At 67.8% G+C, this 13,446-nt stretch carries 10 protein-coding genes; 6 read left to right on the top strand and 4 right to left on the bottom strand.

The window, feature by feature from the left end; genetic code table 11:
* Positions 1–78 precede the first annotated feature (78 nt).
* From modA to QQS53_RS07710, 3 genes are all read left to right on the top strand, one after another.
* A complete protein-coding gene (modA, locus tag QQS53_RS07720) occupies positions 79–867 on the top strand; it encodes a molybdate ABC transporter substrate-binding protein (RefSeq protein ID WP_472775284.1) in 789 nt (262 codons plus the stop codon).
* A gap of 108 nt (positions 868–975) precedes the next feature.
* Positions 976–2,772: an ATP-binding cassette domain-containing protein gene (locus QQS53_RS07715; protein WP_472775283.1), complete on the top strand. Its 1,797-nt coding sequence runs from the start codon at positions 976–978 to the stop codon at positions 2,770–2,772.
* A gap of 10 nt (positions 2,773–2,782) precedes the next feature.
* Positions 2,783–3,454 carry a helix-turn-helix transcriptional regulator gene (locus QQS53_RS07710; protein ID WP_472775282.1) on the top strand — a complete coding sequence of 224 codons (672 nt, stop codon included), beginning with the start codon at positions 2,783–2,785 and terminating at the stop codon, positions 3,452–3,454.
* Here QQS53_RS07710 and thrB read toward each other — a convergent pair.
* The 4 genes from thrB to argS all read right to left on the bottom strand — a co-directional run bounded on the left by thrB (position 3,451) and on the right by argS (position 8,930).
* Positions 3,451–4,380 carry a homoserine kinase gene (thrB, locus tag QQS53_RS07705; protein WP_472775281.1) on the bottom strand — a complete coding sequence of 310 codons (930 nt, stop codon included), beginning with the start codon at positions 4,378–4,380 and terminating at the stop codon, positions 3,451–3,453. The two genes, QQS53_RS07710 and thrB, sit on opposite strands and share 4 nt — an antisense overlap.
* Before the next feature lie 22 nt (positions 4,381–4,402).
* Complete coding sequence (locus QQS53_RS07700; protein WP_472775279.1) at positions 4,403–5,740, bottom strand: homoserine dehydrogenase; 1,338 nt, start codon at positions 5,738–5,740, stop codon at positions 4,403–4,405.
* Between the two features lie 200 nt (positions 5,741–5,940).
* Positions 5,941–7,278, bottom strand: coding sequence for a diaminopimelate decarboxylase (lysA, locus tag QQS53_RS07695; RefSeq protein WP_472775278.1), 1,338 nt, complete (start codon positions 7,276–7,278; stop codon positions 5,941–5,943).
* Positions 7,278–8,930: an arginine--tRNA ligase gene (gene argS / locus QQS53_RS07690; protein ID WP_472775277.1), complete on the bottom strand. Its 1,653-nt coding sequence runs from the start codon at positions 8,928–8,930 to the stop codon at positions 7,278–7,280. The genes lysA and argS overlap by 1 nt, the downstream gene beginning before the upstream one ends.
* A 237-nt stretch (positions 8,931–9,167) precedes the next feature.
* On the opposite strand from argS, the gene QQS53_RS07685 reads away from it, so the two are divergent.
* From QQS53_RS07685 to QQS53_RS07675, 3 genes are all read left to right on the top strand, one after another.
* A complete protein-coding gene (locus QQS53_RS07685; RefSeq protein WP_472775276.1) occupies positions 9,168–10,814 on the top strand; it encodes an L-lactate permease in 1,647 nt (548 codons plus the stop codon).
* Between the two features lie 293 nt (positions 10,815–11,107).
* Complete coding sequence (locus tag QQS53_RS07680; RefSeq protein WP_472775275.1) at positions 11,108–11,893, top strand: (Fe-S)-binding protein; 786 nt, start codon at positions 11,108–11,110, stop codon at positions 11,891–11,893.
* Complete coding sequence (locus QQS53_RS07675; RefSeq protein ID WP_472775274.1) at positions 11,893–13,443, top strand: lactate utilization protein B; 1,551 nt, start codon at positions 11,893–11,895, stop codon at positions 13,441–13,443. The genes QQS53_RS07680 and QQS53_RS07675 overlap by 1 nt, the downstream gene beginning before the upstream one ends.
* The last annotated feature ends 3 nt before the right edge of the window (positions 13,444–13,446 follow it).

The following is a 13,446-nucleotide window of genomic DNA, read 5'->3' as shown; positions in this document are numbered from 1 at the left end:
GCGTCCAAGAAATGCCTCCCTACCTGGTTAGAGCGGCCGGACGTGTTCTCGATTGTCTCGTGAAAGGAATTTATCTCCATGATGAAGCGCGTTCTCGCCGGCTGCGCAGCCGCCGCCACGTTGTTCGCTGCCGCCTGCTCCCCGTCGACGGAATCGGCATCGGACAGCAACGCCGATAGCACCACCGGCTCTGACAGCTCCGTGGAGCTCAACGTGCTGGCCGCCTCCTCCACCCGCGTGCTCAACGACGACCTGCAGGCCGCCGCCGACGAGCTCGACCCCCCGGCCGAGCTGAAGTTCCAGAACGCCGGCTCCTCCGACCTGGTCTCCCAGCTCAAGGAGGGCGCCCCGGGCGACCTGCTGCTGACCGCTTCCAAGAAGACCATGGACGACGCCGTTGAGGCGGGCACCGTCCAGGATCCGAAGGTCCTGGCCGAGAACGAGATGGTCATGGTCGTGCCGAAGGGCAACCCGGCCGGCATCAAGTCCGTCGACGACATCAAGGACGAGACCCGCTTCGTGCTGTGCGACCCGCAGGTCCCCTGCGGTGACATCTCCCAGCAGATCATCGAGGACAAGGGCCTGAATATCCAGCCGGACTCCCAGGAGCACCAGGTTGCTGACGTGCTTGGCAAGGTTGTCTCCGGCGAGGCCGACGCCGGCTGGGTCTACTCCACCGACGCCGCCGCGGCCGGCGACGACGTGGAGGTCATCACCATCGAAGGCGCCGACAAGTTCACCAACCAGATCCTCGGCGCGGTCGTTTCCACCTCCTCCGAGCAGGACTCTGCCCAGCAAGTCCTGGACCTGCTGGCTGACGACTTCGACGCCACCTGGGAAGAGTACGGCTTCACCCCGGCCGACTAACTGAGTTTCGTGGCTATTACCGCTACTTCAGCTGCTACGGCTACTACCCCACCGCGCCCTGCCCGCACGCCCGCCCCTGTGGTGTTCGGGCTCATCGGGATAATCGCGGTGGGGTTTATCCTGTTCCCCATCGTCGCCCTGGCCGTGCGCGTGCCCTGGGCGCGCATGGGGGAGATCCTGGCCCGCCCCGAGGTCCACGACCTGCTCAAGGTCTCCCTCGCCGCGGCGGCCCAGTCGACCGTTCTGACCATGATCCTGGGCACCGGCCTGGCGGTCTGGATGCAACAGCTCGGCCGCGGCGGGCTCGCCGCGCGCCTGCTGGTCTTCCTCCCGCTCGCGATGCCCCCTGTCGTCGGCGGCCTAGCCCTTACCGCCGCCATCGGCAGGCGCGGCCTGCTGGGGCCCTGGCTGGAAGCGATGGACCTGCACTTCGCCTTCGCCTTCCCCGGCGTCGTTGTCGCGCAGATGTTTGTCTCCCTGCCATTCGTGGTCGTCGCCGTTGATTCGGCGCTGCGCCAAATCGACGGGGAGGTGCTGGCCTCGGCCCGCGGCATCGGGATGAGCCCCGGCCGCGTGCTGTGGAAGGTCACCCTGCCGCTGGTCGCGCCGTCTATCGCCACCGGCGCCGGGCTAGCCTTCGCGCGCTCTCTAGGCGAGTTCGGCACGACGCTGACCTTCGCCGGCTCGATGCCGGGGGTCACGCGCACGATGCCCCTGGGCATCTACCTAGAGCGCGAGGTCGACACGGAGGCCGCCTACGCGCTGTCCGCCATCCTCATCGGTCTGGCGCTGGTCTGTCTGGCGCTGGCCGGCCTGCCGGCGCTGGTGGGCCGCAAGCCCCGCCAGCACGCCCGCACCATTACCGAGATGGACGCCGAGCGCCTGCGCGAACTCACCCGCCCGCCGGAGGAACCCACCCCGGTCACGGTGGAGGGCACGACCCTGCCGGCCGGGCGCGTGAGCGCCATCGTGGGCCAAAACGGCTCGGGCAAGACCACCCTCATGCGGCGGGTGGCCGGCCGGCTGCGCGGCCAGGTCACCATCGGGGACCGGGCCGTGGACGACGCGGCCGGCCAGTTCGTGCCGCCGCACCAGCGCCGGGTCGTCATGGTCACCCAGTCGCCCGGCCTGCCGCCGCGGGCGAGCGTGATCGAGGCCGTCACCATGGCCAGCCGCGACCGTGCTCTGGCCACCCAGCTGCTGGAGGCGGCGGGCCTCAGCGACCTGGCTGATGTCGACGTGCCTTCCCTGTCGGGCGGGCAGGCCGCCCAGGTCGCGCTCGTACGCGCGCTGGCCACCCGGCCGTCCGTGCTCATCCTGGACGAGCCGCTGGCCGCCCTCGATGTGGCCGCCGCCGCCCGGTGGCGCCGCTTGTTCCACGCCAGCCGCCACGACCGCACCGTGCTGATGGTCACGCACAACCTACTGGACATCCAGCGGCTGGCCGAGCACCTGGTGGTCATGGAGTCCGGGCAGAGCGTGGCCAGCGGGCCCACCAGCCGGCTGCTTGCTGCCCCGCCGACGGAGTTCGTGGCGCGGGTAAGCGGCCTCAACCGGGCCACCGGCACCTGCGAGATCATCCACTCAGACACCGCGCGGGTGGCCGCCGGCGGGGCCACGCTCATCGGGACCACCACCGCGCACCTGCGCCCCCAGCAAGAGGTTGTCGTGACCTTCCAGCCCGAGGACGCGCGGCTGTCCGCGCACCCGGTGGCCCAAGCGGAAAACTGCTGGCCGGGCACCGTCCAGGCCGTGGAGGCGCGCTCGATAAATAGCTTCCTGGTCACGCTCGGCTGCCCGTTCGGCCAGGTGCGCGTCTCCCACGCCGAAGCCCCGGCCGTGGGTGACGAAGTCTACTGCCAGGTTGACCCGCAGGCAGTTCACGTCAGCCCCAACGAGTACTAGAGTTATAAGAATGACCGAACCCGCCCGCCTGCCCCGCCCCGCGACGGATCTCTTCCCGGAGGCACTCGCGCTGTCGCCGAAACAGCGCGAGGTACTCGACGTGGTGGATTCCTTCAGCGACGGCGCCACCGCGGCCCAGATCGCCGAGCGGCTCGGCATGCACGTCAACACCGCCCGCGGGCACCTCGACGAGCTGCAGGCCGCCGGGGCCGTCGCGGCGGTGGCCGCCCGATCGCGCGGGCGCGGTCGCCCCTCCCTCATCTTCCGGGTGCGCGTCCCGGATAACCAGGCCATCGCCGGCGAATACGTTAGCCTGGTCACCGTACTGCTCGACCAGCTGGCTGACGATGCCGAGCTCACCGACTACGACTCACCCCGCGCCCGCGAGATCGGGCGCCAGTGGGCGAGGAAGCTAGAACAAACGGGCCCGGCCCCGGCGGCGCAGATGCAGGCCCGGCTGCAGGCTCGGCTGCGCGCGATGGGCTTCGACCCGGAGCAGACCAAGCAGGGCCTGTGCTTGCACGCCTGCCCCTTCGTTTCTGCCGGGCAGTCCCCCACGCCGTTTTTATGCGCTATCCACGAGGGCTACCTGCAGGAGATGACCGCCGCCCCGGACGGGGAGCCCACCGTGCGGCTCCACCCGCTCACCGGCAGCGGCACCTGCCTTATCACCCAGGATTAGGCCTGGGTGACCTCGACCTCCACCGGCCCGGCGACTTCCAGCGGGAGGACCCGCAGGCCCTGGTCGCGGGCATCGTCGAGCACGGCCTCCGGGATGGGCTCGGTATGCAGGACCATGATCGTCGGGCCGGCGCCGGACAGGTAGGCCGGGAAGCCGCGGTTGCGCAGGCGGTTGACCCACTCCGCGGTCACCGGCAGCACGTCGGCGCGGTAGGGCTGATGCAGGCGGTCGCGGGTGCCCTCCAGGAGCAAGTCCGGGTGGTTAGTCAACGCTGCCACCTGGACGGCGGTGCGGGAGACGTTGAAGGCGGCATCGCTGTGCGTGACGTGCGAGGGCAGCACGCGGCGCACCGCCTGGGTGGAGGCGTGGAAGTCCGGCACCAGGGCGGTGGCGCGGATTGCCGGGTGGACCGGCAGGCAGCGCGCGCGGTACTCGGGCAGGGAGCGGCCGTCGACCGGGACCGTCGTCCAGGAAACCACCATCTGGCCCAGCACGGACGCGGCGGCGTTGTCGGGGTGGCCCTCAAAAGCCGAGGACAGCTGGACGACCTGATCCTCGTCGAGCGGGAAGCCGGCCAGCCCGTTGGCGGCGGCGACGCCCGCGACCGCGGCGGCCGCGGACGAGCCCAGGCCGCGCGACTGCGGGATCGCGTTGGTACAGACCACGCGCAGACCCGGTGCCTCGACGTCGGCGGCGTTGAGCCCGGAGCGCAGCGCCTTGACCACCAGGTGCGAGCCGTCGCGCGGGAGGTCTTCCTCGCCCTCGCCGAAGATGACCACCTCGAGGCCGGACTCGGTGACCTCGACCTCGACGGTGTCATAGAGCGTGACGGCCAGGCCTAGGGTGTCGTAGCCCGGGCCCAGGTTGGCCGAGGAGGCCGGCACCTTGACAATAGCTTTGGTCCCGACTTGCAGTTCGGTGCTCATGAGCGCGTCTTCCTCCTCTTTCCTAGCTGCCCAGGCGGATGACCGAGTTGACGGCCAGCACGTCCGGCAGGGCCCCTAGCTGGTCCACGATGTCGGCCAGCAGCTGCTCCTGGGCGGAGTGCGTGACGATGACCAGGCGGGCCTCGTCGTCGCCGTCCTCCTGGCGGACGGTGCGCAGGGAGACGTCGTTGGTCGAGAAGACGTTGGCGATTTCGGCCAGCACGCCGATCCGGTCGTTGACCGTCATGTCGATGTGGTAGCGGGTGCGCACCTCGCCGAAGGAGGCGATCGGCAGGTTGGCGTAGGTGTTCTCGCCCGGGGCGCGGCCGCCGTGGACGATGTTGCGGGCCGCGCCGACCACGTCGCCCAGCACGGCGGAGGCGGTCGGGTTGCCGCCCGCGCCGTTGCCGTAGAACATCAGCGAACCGGCCGCCTCGGCCTCGACGAAGATGGCGTTGTAGGACTCGCTGACCGAGGCCAGCGGGTGCGACTTCGCCACGAGGGTGGGGTGTACGCGCGCATTCACTGCTTCCTTGCCTTCCTTGTCGGTGATCCGCTCGCAGATAGCCAGCAGCTTGATGGAATAGCCGGCCTGCTCAGCGGCCTCGATGTCCTCGGCGGTGATGTTGGTGATCCCCTCGCAGTGGACGTCCTCGAACTTCACGCGGGTGTGGAAGCCCAGCGAGGCCATGATGGCGGCCTTGGAGGCGGCGTCGTGGCCTTCGACGTCGGCGGTCGGGTCGGCCTCGGCATAGCCCAGGCGGGTCGCCTCCGCCAGCGCCTCCTCGTAGGACGCGCCGGTGGATTCCATCGCGTCCAGGATGAAGTTGGTCGTGCCGTTGACGATGCCGGATATGCGCTGGATCTGGTCCCCTGCCAGGGAGCGGCGCAGCATGCCGACCACCGGGATGGCGGCGGCGACGGCGGCCTCGAAGTAGAGGTCGACGTTGGAGGCATCGGCGGCCTCGGCCAGCTCGTCGGCGTGGGCGGCGACCAGCGCCTTGTTGGCGGTGACCACGGACTTGCCGGCGCGAAGGGCGGCCAGGACCAGCTCGCGCGGATAGTCGATGCCGCCGATGACCTCCACGACCAGGTCGATGTCGTCGCGGGCGACGAGGGCGCGGGCATCGTCGGTCAGAAGCTCTTGGGGAACGCCCGGGCGCGGCTTCTTGCCCACGTTGGACACGGCCACGCCGCGGATCTCGGCAGGGCCGCCGATGCGGTGCGCAAAGGCGTCGGCGTTCTCCCCGAGCAGTCGGAAGACCTCCGCGCCCACGGTGCCGAATCCCAGCAGCGCAATTCCGACGGTCTCGCCCTCGCCCTTAGCCGTGCGGATAGTTCCCTGCGTGGTGGCTGCCATCTTCGAAGCTCTCCTCAATCTGTGCGGTCGTTTAACGTACGCGGCCTATCATACAGAACGAGCTGTCTATTTTGAGTCCCAACGGAACCACTCCCCCGGCGCCTAACCCTCGCCGACCCCCCGTGTGCTGGCCTAATGGCCAGCACAACGGAGAATAATAATCCCGCCCGGGCGCCACTGAGGCGCCCAGGCGGGGGTAACTAGTCGACCTCTAGCGAGAGCAAATCGGCTAAGGTCTCGCGCCGCAGCATGGGCTTTACCTGCCCCGCACGCACGGCGACCACCGCGGGCCGCACCGCGCCGTTGTAGCGCGAGGACATCATGTACTGGTAGGCGCCGCTGGCCGCCGTCGCCACGATGTCACCGCTGGTGATGTCTTCCGGCAGGTCCCGCTCGTCGACCAGGATGTCGCCGGATTCGCAATGGAAACCCACCACGCGGGAAGGCACCTCGGCGCCGTCGGTGTAGCGGCCCATGACCCGCAGGTCGTACTCGGAGCCGTACATGGCCGGGCGGATGTTATCGCTCATGCCGCCGTCGACGGAGAGGTAGCGCCGCAGCGGCAGCTCCTGCTTGCCGGTCTCCACGTCCTTGACCGTGCCCACGGAGTAGACCGCGATGGCGGATCCGGCCACCAGCGCGCGGCCCGGCTCGACGAGGACGAAGGGCGGGGTAATCCCCAGCGCGTCCGCTGTGGTGCCGACCGCGGTGAGCAGGTCGTGGGCCACAGCCCGCACGTCCAGGGCCTCCTCGTAGGGCATGTACGGGATGCCGAAGCCGCCGCCCAGGTCCAGCTCCGGCAGCGTGACGCCGAGCTCGGTGTGGATGCGCGAGTATAGCGCCATGACGCGCTCGGCGGCCAGCTTGAAGCCCTCGGCGTTGAAGACCTGGGAGCCGACGTGGCAGTGCAGGCCAACCAGCTCGAGGTTATCGGCGGCCAGGCAGGCGCGGGCGGCATCGAAAGCCGCGCCGGTGGCCAGCGAGATGCCGAATTTCTGATCCTCGTGGGAGGTGGCGATGAACTCGTGGGTGTGGGCGTCCACGCCCGGCTTCACGCGCACCATCACCTTCTGGACGCGCCCCAACTCGCCGGCGATCCGGTTGAGCATCTCCAGCTCGTCGGTGTTGTCGAGCACCACGTGGCCCACCCCGTGTTCCACGCAGTCGCGCAGGTAATCCGCGCCCTTGTTGTTGCCGTGGGCGGTCATGCGCGCGGCCGGGAAGTTGCCGGCCAGGGCGATGAGCAGCTCGTTGTGGGAGGCCACGTCCAGGCACAGGCCCTCCTCGTTGACCCACTGCACGATCTTTTTACAGATGAAGGCCTTGGAGGCGTAGTGGACGTGGGCGGGCCCGCCGAAGGCGGCGGCCATATCCCGGCAGCGGGAGCGGAAGTCGTCCTCGTCGAAGACGTAGAGCGGAGAGCCGTACTCTTCTACCAGGTCGGGCACGGGGACCCCGGCGACGGTGACCACGCCGTCTTCCTCACGCTGGGCGTTGCGGGGCCACACATGCGCCGGCAGTTCGTTGAAATCGGCCATTACATCCGCTCCGGGGCGGTCACGCCCACCATGGTCAGGGCGTTGGCCAGGGTGGTGCGGGCGGCATCGGCAAGCGCGAAGCGGGCCGAGTGCACCGGCTGGGCCTCCTCGCCGGCCTTGGGCAGGACCTGGCACTGGTCGTAGAAGCGGTGGAAGCTGGCGGCCAGCTCCTCGGCGTAGCGGGCGATACGGTGCGGCTCGCGCAGCTGCGCGGCCTCGGCCACCACGGCGGGGAACTCGCCCAGGGTGCGGATGAGGTCGCCCTCGCGGTCGTGGGTCAGAAGGGACAGGTCCGCGCCGTCGGCGGTCACGCCGGCCTCGGCCGCCTTGCGCGCCAGAGAGCACAGGCGTGCGTGCCCGTACTGCACGTAGTAGACCGGGTTATCGGAGGACTGGGACTGCCACAGGCCCAGGTCGATGTCGATGGACTGGTCGACGGACGAGCGCACCAGCGAGTAGCGGGCGGCGTCCACGCCGATGGCGGCCACCAGGTCCTCCAGCGTGATGACGGTGCCCGCGCGCTTGGACATGCGCACCGGCTTGCCGTCGCGCAGCAGGTTGACCATCTGGCCGATGAGGACCTCGACCGCGGCGGCGTCGTAGCCCAGGGCCGCCGCGGCGGCCTTCAGGCGCGGCACGTAGCCGTGGTGGTCGGCGCCGAGCATGTAGATGTTCAGGGTGTGGCCGCGGTCGAATTTGTCCGCGACGTAGGCAATATCGCCGGCGATGTAGGCGGCGTTGCCGTCGGACTTGACGACCACGCGGTCCTTGGAGTCGCCGTAGTCGGTGGATTTCAGCCACCAGGCGTTGTCCGCCTCGTAGAGCTCGCCCTGGGCCTTGAGTTGGTCCAGCGCGCGCTCGACCGCGCCGGACTCGAACAGTGAGTTCTCGTGGAAGTAGACGTCGAAGTCCACGCCGAATTCGTGCAGGGACTGCTTGATCTGGGCGAACATCATGTCCACGCCGTCGGCGCGGAAGGCTTCCTGCACCTGCTCCGGGGAGCCGTCCAGGGCGGACGGGTTCTTCTCCAGCACCGCGCTGGCGATGTCCTGAATATAAGCCCCGCCGTAGCCGTCCTCCGGGGTGGGCTCGCCCTGGGCGGCCGCCACCAGGGAGCGGGCGAAGCGGTCGATCTGGCCGCCGTGGTCGTTGAAGTAGTACTCGCGGGTGACTTCCGCGCCGCTGGCTTCTAGCACGCGGCCCAGGGAGTCACCGACGGCCGCCCACCGGGTGCCCCCGAGGTGGATGGGCCCGGTCGGGTTCGCGGAGACGAACTCCAGGTTGATCTTCTGCCCGGCAAAGGTGGTGTTCTTGCCGAAGTCGGAACCGGCGGTGCGGATCTTGCCCACCACGTCGCCCTGGGCGGCGGCGGCCAGGCGAATGTTCAAAAAGCCCGGGCCGGCGACGTCGGTCTCCGCGATCGCGTCCTGCTCGTCCAACGCGGCGGCCAGCCAGGTGGCCAGCTCGCGCGGCTGGGTGCCCGCCTTCTTGGCGACCTGCAGCGCCAGGTTGGTCGCGTAATCGCCGTGTTCCGGGTTGCGGGGGCGCTCCACGGTCACGGTCTCGGGGATAACGGAGGTATCCAGGTCGTGTTCCGCCAACACGTCGGTGGCGGTGTCCTTGATCAGTTGTGCCAGTTCTGCCGGAGTCATAACCCTAAACTCTATCGAATCTCCCGTTTGACTACCGCACCAACCCCGCTAGTGCATGAGATACCCCATAAGGGGACCGATTTGGTCTGTTAACACACAGGTCCGCGCTATGCTTTTCTTAACTCAGTGTGAGTTTCTAAGCCGGTTTTCCCCGACTAACCACAATGAGCACCGTGTACTACCTGCTGCGCCCCGAATAGTCGGGGCCTCCCTATCTGGAGAATTCGAGGACGCATCTTGTTTGAGATCAACACCTCAGCGATCGGGGACAGCCTCGGGCTCACCGCGCTCGTGGCCACCCTGCCGCTCATCGCCTTTTTCATTATGTTGCTGGGCTTCAAGGCCCGCGCCCACACCTCCGGCGCGGTTGCACTGCTGACTTCCCTAGTGATTGCCATCGTGGGCTTCGCGATGCCCATCGACATGGCCCTCTCGTCCGCCGTCCGCGGCGGCCTCTTCGGCCTGCTGCCCATCGTCTGGGTCATCATCACCGCTATTTGGTTCTACGAAATCACCGTGGCCTCCGGCCGGTTTGAGGATCTGCGCAAGACCTTCGACCTGCTTGGCGACGGCGATATCCGCATCCAGGCCATCCTCATCGCCTTCTGCTTTGGCGGCCTGCTGGAGGCCCTGGCCGGCTTCGGCGCCCCGGTGGCCATTACCGCCACCATGATCATGGCGCTCGGCGTCAAGCCGCTGCGCGCCGCGACCGTGGTCCTGATTGCCAACACCGCCCCCGTGGCCTTCGGCGCCGTGGGCATCCCGGTGACCACCGCCGGCGAGGTCGGCGGCCGTTCGCTGGAGCAGACCCACGACATCGCCGCGCTGATTTCGCTGCAGGTGCTAGTCATCGCCGCCGTCGTGCCCTTCCTCATCGCGTTCATCCTGGACGGGGTGCGCGGCGTGAAGGAAACCGCCCCGGCGGCCGCCGTCATCGGTATCTCTTTTGCCATGGCGCAGTGGCTCGCCGCGACCTTCTTCGCCTACCAGCTGACCAACGTCATCGCCTGCATTGTCTCCCTGGGCTGCGCCTTCGCCTTCCTGCGCGTCTGGAAGCCCAAGGGCGTGGCCGCCCTGCGCGAGCGCATGGAGCTGCCCGCCCAGGACGGCACCAGCGATCTCACCGGCCGCCGCATCTGGATGGCCCTGCTGCCCTACGCCGTGGTCACCGCGGTCTTCGCCGTGGCAACCACCATCCCGGCCCTGTTCGGCTTCTGGGTCATCAAGACCGGCTGGCCCTTCCTGAACGGCACGATCGTGGACGCGACCGGCAACGTGATGGACACCAGCTTCAGCTTCAACGTATTCGGCAACCCCGGCACGCTGCTGCTGATTTCCGGCATCATCGTCACTATCATCTACCACTTCTTCAACGAGAACGGCCGCTACAAGCTGAGCTTCGGCCAGCCGGTGAAGGCCTTCGGGGACGTCGTTTCCCGCATGAAGTTCTCCGCCCTGACCATCATCTTGGTCCTGTCGCTGGCCTACACCATGAACTACTCCGGCCAGACCATCGCCATCGGTGAGTTTGTCTCCTCTGCCGGCGGCATCTTCGCGCTGTTCGCCCCGGTGCTCGGCTGGATCGGTACCGCCGTGACCGGATCGGACACCTCGGCCAACGCCCTGTTCGCCAACCTGCAGGTCGCCGCCGCCGAGCGCATCCAGGTCAACCCGGACCTGATGCTGGCCGCCAACACCTCCGGTGGCGTGGTCGGCAAGATGATCTCCCCGCAGTCGCTGGCGATTGCGGCCACCGCCGTCCAGATGGAAGGCAAGGAGTCCGTCATCCTCAAGAACGTGGTGGGCTACTCGCTGGCCTTCCTGGCCGTCGTGTGCGTCATCGTCTTCCTGATGACCAACGTTTTGGGCTTCCTGGTGCCCTAAGCAGTCCCGCGGGTTAGTTCCCTAAGGCTTTCCTTAGACACCCCTGATAACCCCGGATACCCCCAACCCGCCCGGGCCGGAAAACCCGCGCCCAGCGCGCGGGGCAGGCGCATGACCTGCGGACCATTTTCGCAACACTAATGTTTCGAAATATCCGCAGGTCATCCTTATTTTTGGGGGTGATTAAATACGGGATTCGCGCTAATATTTACTTCATACCCCCGTGAATTTTCTGGGAGCCTCACTTTCCGAGAGTCTCCTTAAAGATCCCGCTAAACCAAGGAGCCTAATCGATGCGAATAGCATTGTTTTCCACCTGCATTGGCGACGCCCTTTTCCCGGACGCTCACAAAGCCACTGCCCTCATCCTTTCCCGCTTGGGCCACGAGGTGGTCTTCCCGGAGGAACAGACCTGCTGCGGGCAGATGCACGTCAACACCGGTTACCAGGAAGAAACGCTGGGCATGATCCGCACCTACGCGGACGCCTTCGCCGATCCTTCCATCGACTACGTGGTCTCCGCCTCCGGCTCCTGCGTGGGCGCGGTGCGCGAGCAGCACGTCAAAATCGCCGACCGCTTCGGCAGCAAGGCCGACGTGGACGGCGCCAAGAAGGCCGCCGACAAGACCTACGACCTGCCGGAGTTCCTCGTCGACATCGCGCAGACCACCCAGCTGGGTGCCTTCTTCCCGCACCGGGTGACCTACCACTCTTCCTGCCACGGCCTGCGCTTTTTGAAGCTGGCGGACCGCCCCTACCAGCTGCTCAAGAACGTCGAGGGCATGGAGCTGGTCCCGCTGGAAAACGCAGAGGAATGCTGCGGCTTCGGCGGCACCTTCTCGCTGAAAAACCCCGAGGTCTCCCAGGCCATGGTCACGGACAAGACCCGCCACATCAAGGACACCCGCGCCGAATACGTCACCGGCGGTGACTCCTCCTGCCTGATGAACATCGCCGGCGCCCTCTCGCGCCAGCAGGCCGGCATCCGTGCCGTGCACATGGCGGAGATCCTCGCCTCGACCAAGGAACACCCCTGGACGCCGAAGTCCGCAGCTTACTCGAAGGAGAAGATGCTCTAATGGCTGTTTTCACCGACACCACCCCGCCCCGTGCCCCCGAGAACTACGGCAACCTGCGCGGCGACCGCGGCTTCGTCGCCGCCGCTCACGACGGCCTGAACAACGCCACCCAGCGCCGCAACCTGGAGCACGCCACCACCACCATCCGCAACAAGCGCGCGCACGCTGTGGAGGAAACCCCGGACTGGGAGCAGCTGCGCTCGGCCGGCTCCGCGCTGAAGGAGGACGTCGCCGCCCGCATGCCGGAGCTGCTGGAGCAGTTCGAAGAGGCAGTGACTGCCCGCGGCGGCATCGTCCACTGGGCCCGCGACGCCAAGGAAGCCAACGAGATCATCACGCAGCTCATCCAGGACACGGGTGAGACCGACGTGGTCAAGGTCAAGTCCATGGCCACCCAGGAGATCGGCCTGAACGAGCACCTCGAAGAAGCCGGCATCAGCGCCCGCGAGACCGACCTGGCCGAGCTCATCGTCCAGCTGGGCGAGGACAAGCCCTCCCACATCCTGGTCCCGGCCATCCACCGCAACCGCGCCGAGATCCGCGATATCTTCGTCCGGCAGATGCCGAACACGGACGAGTCCCTGCAGGCCAACCCGCCGGAGCTGGCCGAGGCCTCCCGCAAGTTCCTGCGCGAGCAATTCATGAAGGCCAAGGTGGCCATCTCCGGCGCGAACTTCGGCGTGGCCGAAAACGGCGTTATCAACATCGTCGAGTCCGAGGGCAACGGCCGCATGTGCGTGACCCTGCCGGAGACCCTGATCACGGTCATGGGCATCGAGAAGCTCGTGCCGACCTTCCAGGACCTGGAGGTCTTCCTGCAGCTGCTGCCGCGCTCCTCCACCGCCGAGCGCATGAACCCGTACACCTCGATGTGGACGGGCGTGACCGAGGGCGACGGCCCGCAGAACTTCCACCTGGTCCTGCTGGACAACGGCCGCACCGCCGCCCTGTCGAACCCGGTGGGCTCCCAGGCGCTCAAGTGCATCCGCTGCTCGGCCTGCCTGAACGTCTGCCCGGTCTACGAGCGCGCCGGCGGACACGCCTACGGCTCGGTCTACCCGGGACCCATCGGCATCTCCCTGACCCCGCAGCTGACCGGCATGAAGGACCACCACGACCCGTCGGCCTCCCTGCCGTACGCCTGCTCCCTGTGCGGGCGCTGCGACGAGGTCTGCCCGGTCAAGATCCCGCTGTCCCAGGTCATCCTGGAAAACCGCTACCAGAAGGTTACCCACGCCACCCCGCCGGTCGAGTCCAAGCTCTTCGACCTAGTGGAGTTTGTCTGGGCCAAGCCGAAGGTTTGGAACACGCTGACCCGCCTGGTCGCCTTCGGCCGCGTGCTGGGCGGCTTCAACGGCACCATCGACAGCCTGCCGCTGTTCATGTCCGGCTGGTCGGAAGGCCGCGACACCGCCGTGCCGCCGAAGAAGTCCTTCCGCCAGTGGTTCGAATCCGACGAGGCCCGCGACCTGCTCGCACAGGCCCGCGAGGAGGGCCTGCCCGCCGCCGCTGTCCAGTCCTCGGACCAGGGCTCTGAGAAGGAGAAGTAAGTC

The sequence above is a fragment of the Corynebacterium sp. 2571A genome, from assembly GCF_055700935.1.
The sequence above is the reverse complement of the archived record's forward strand: the minus strand, read 5'-3'. Positions and strand labels throughout refer to the sequence as shown.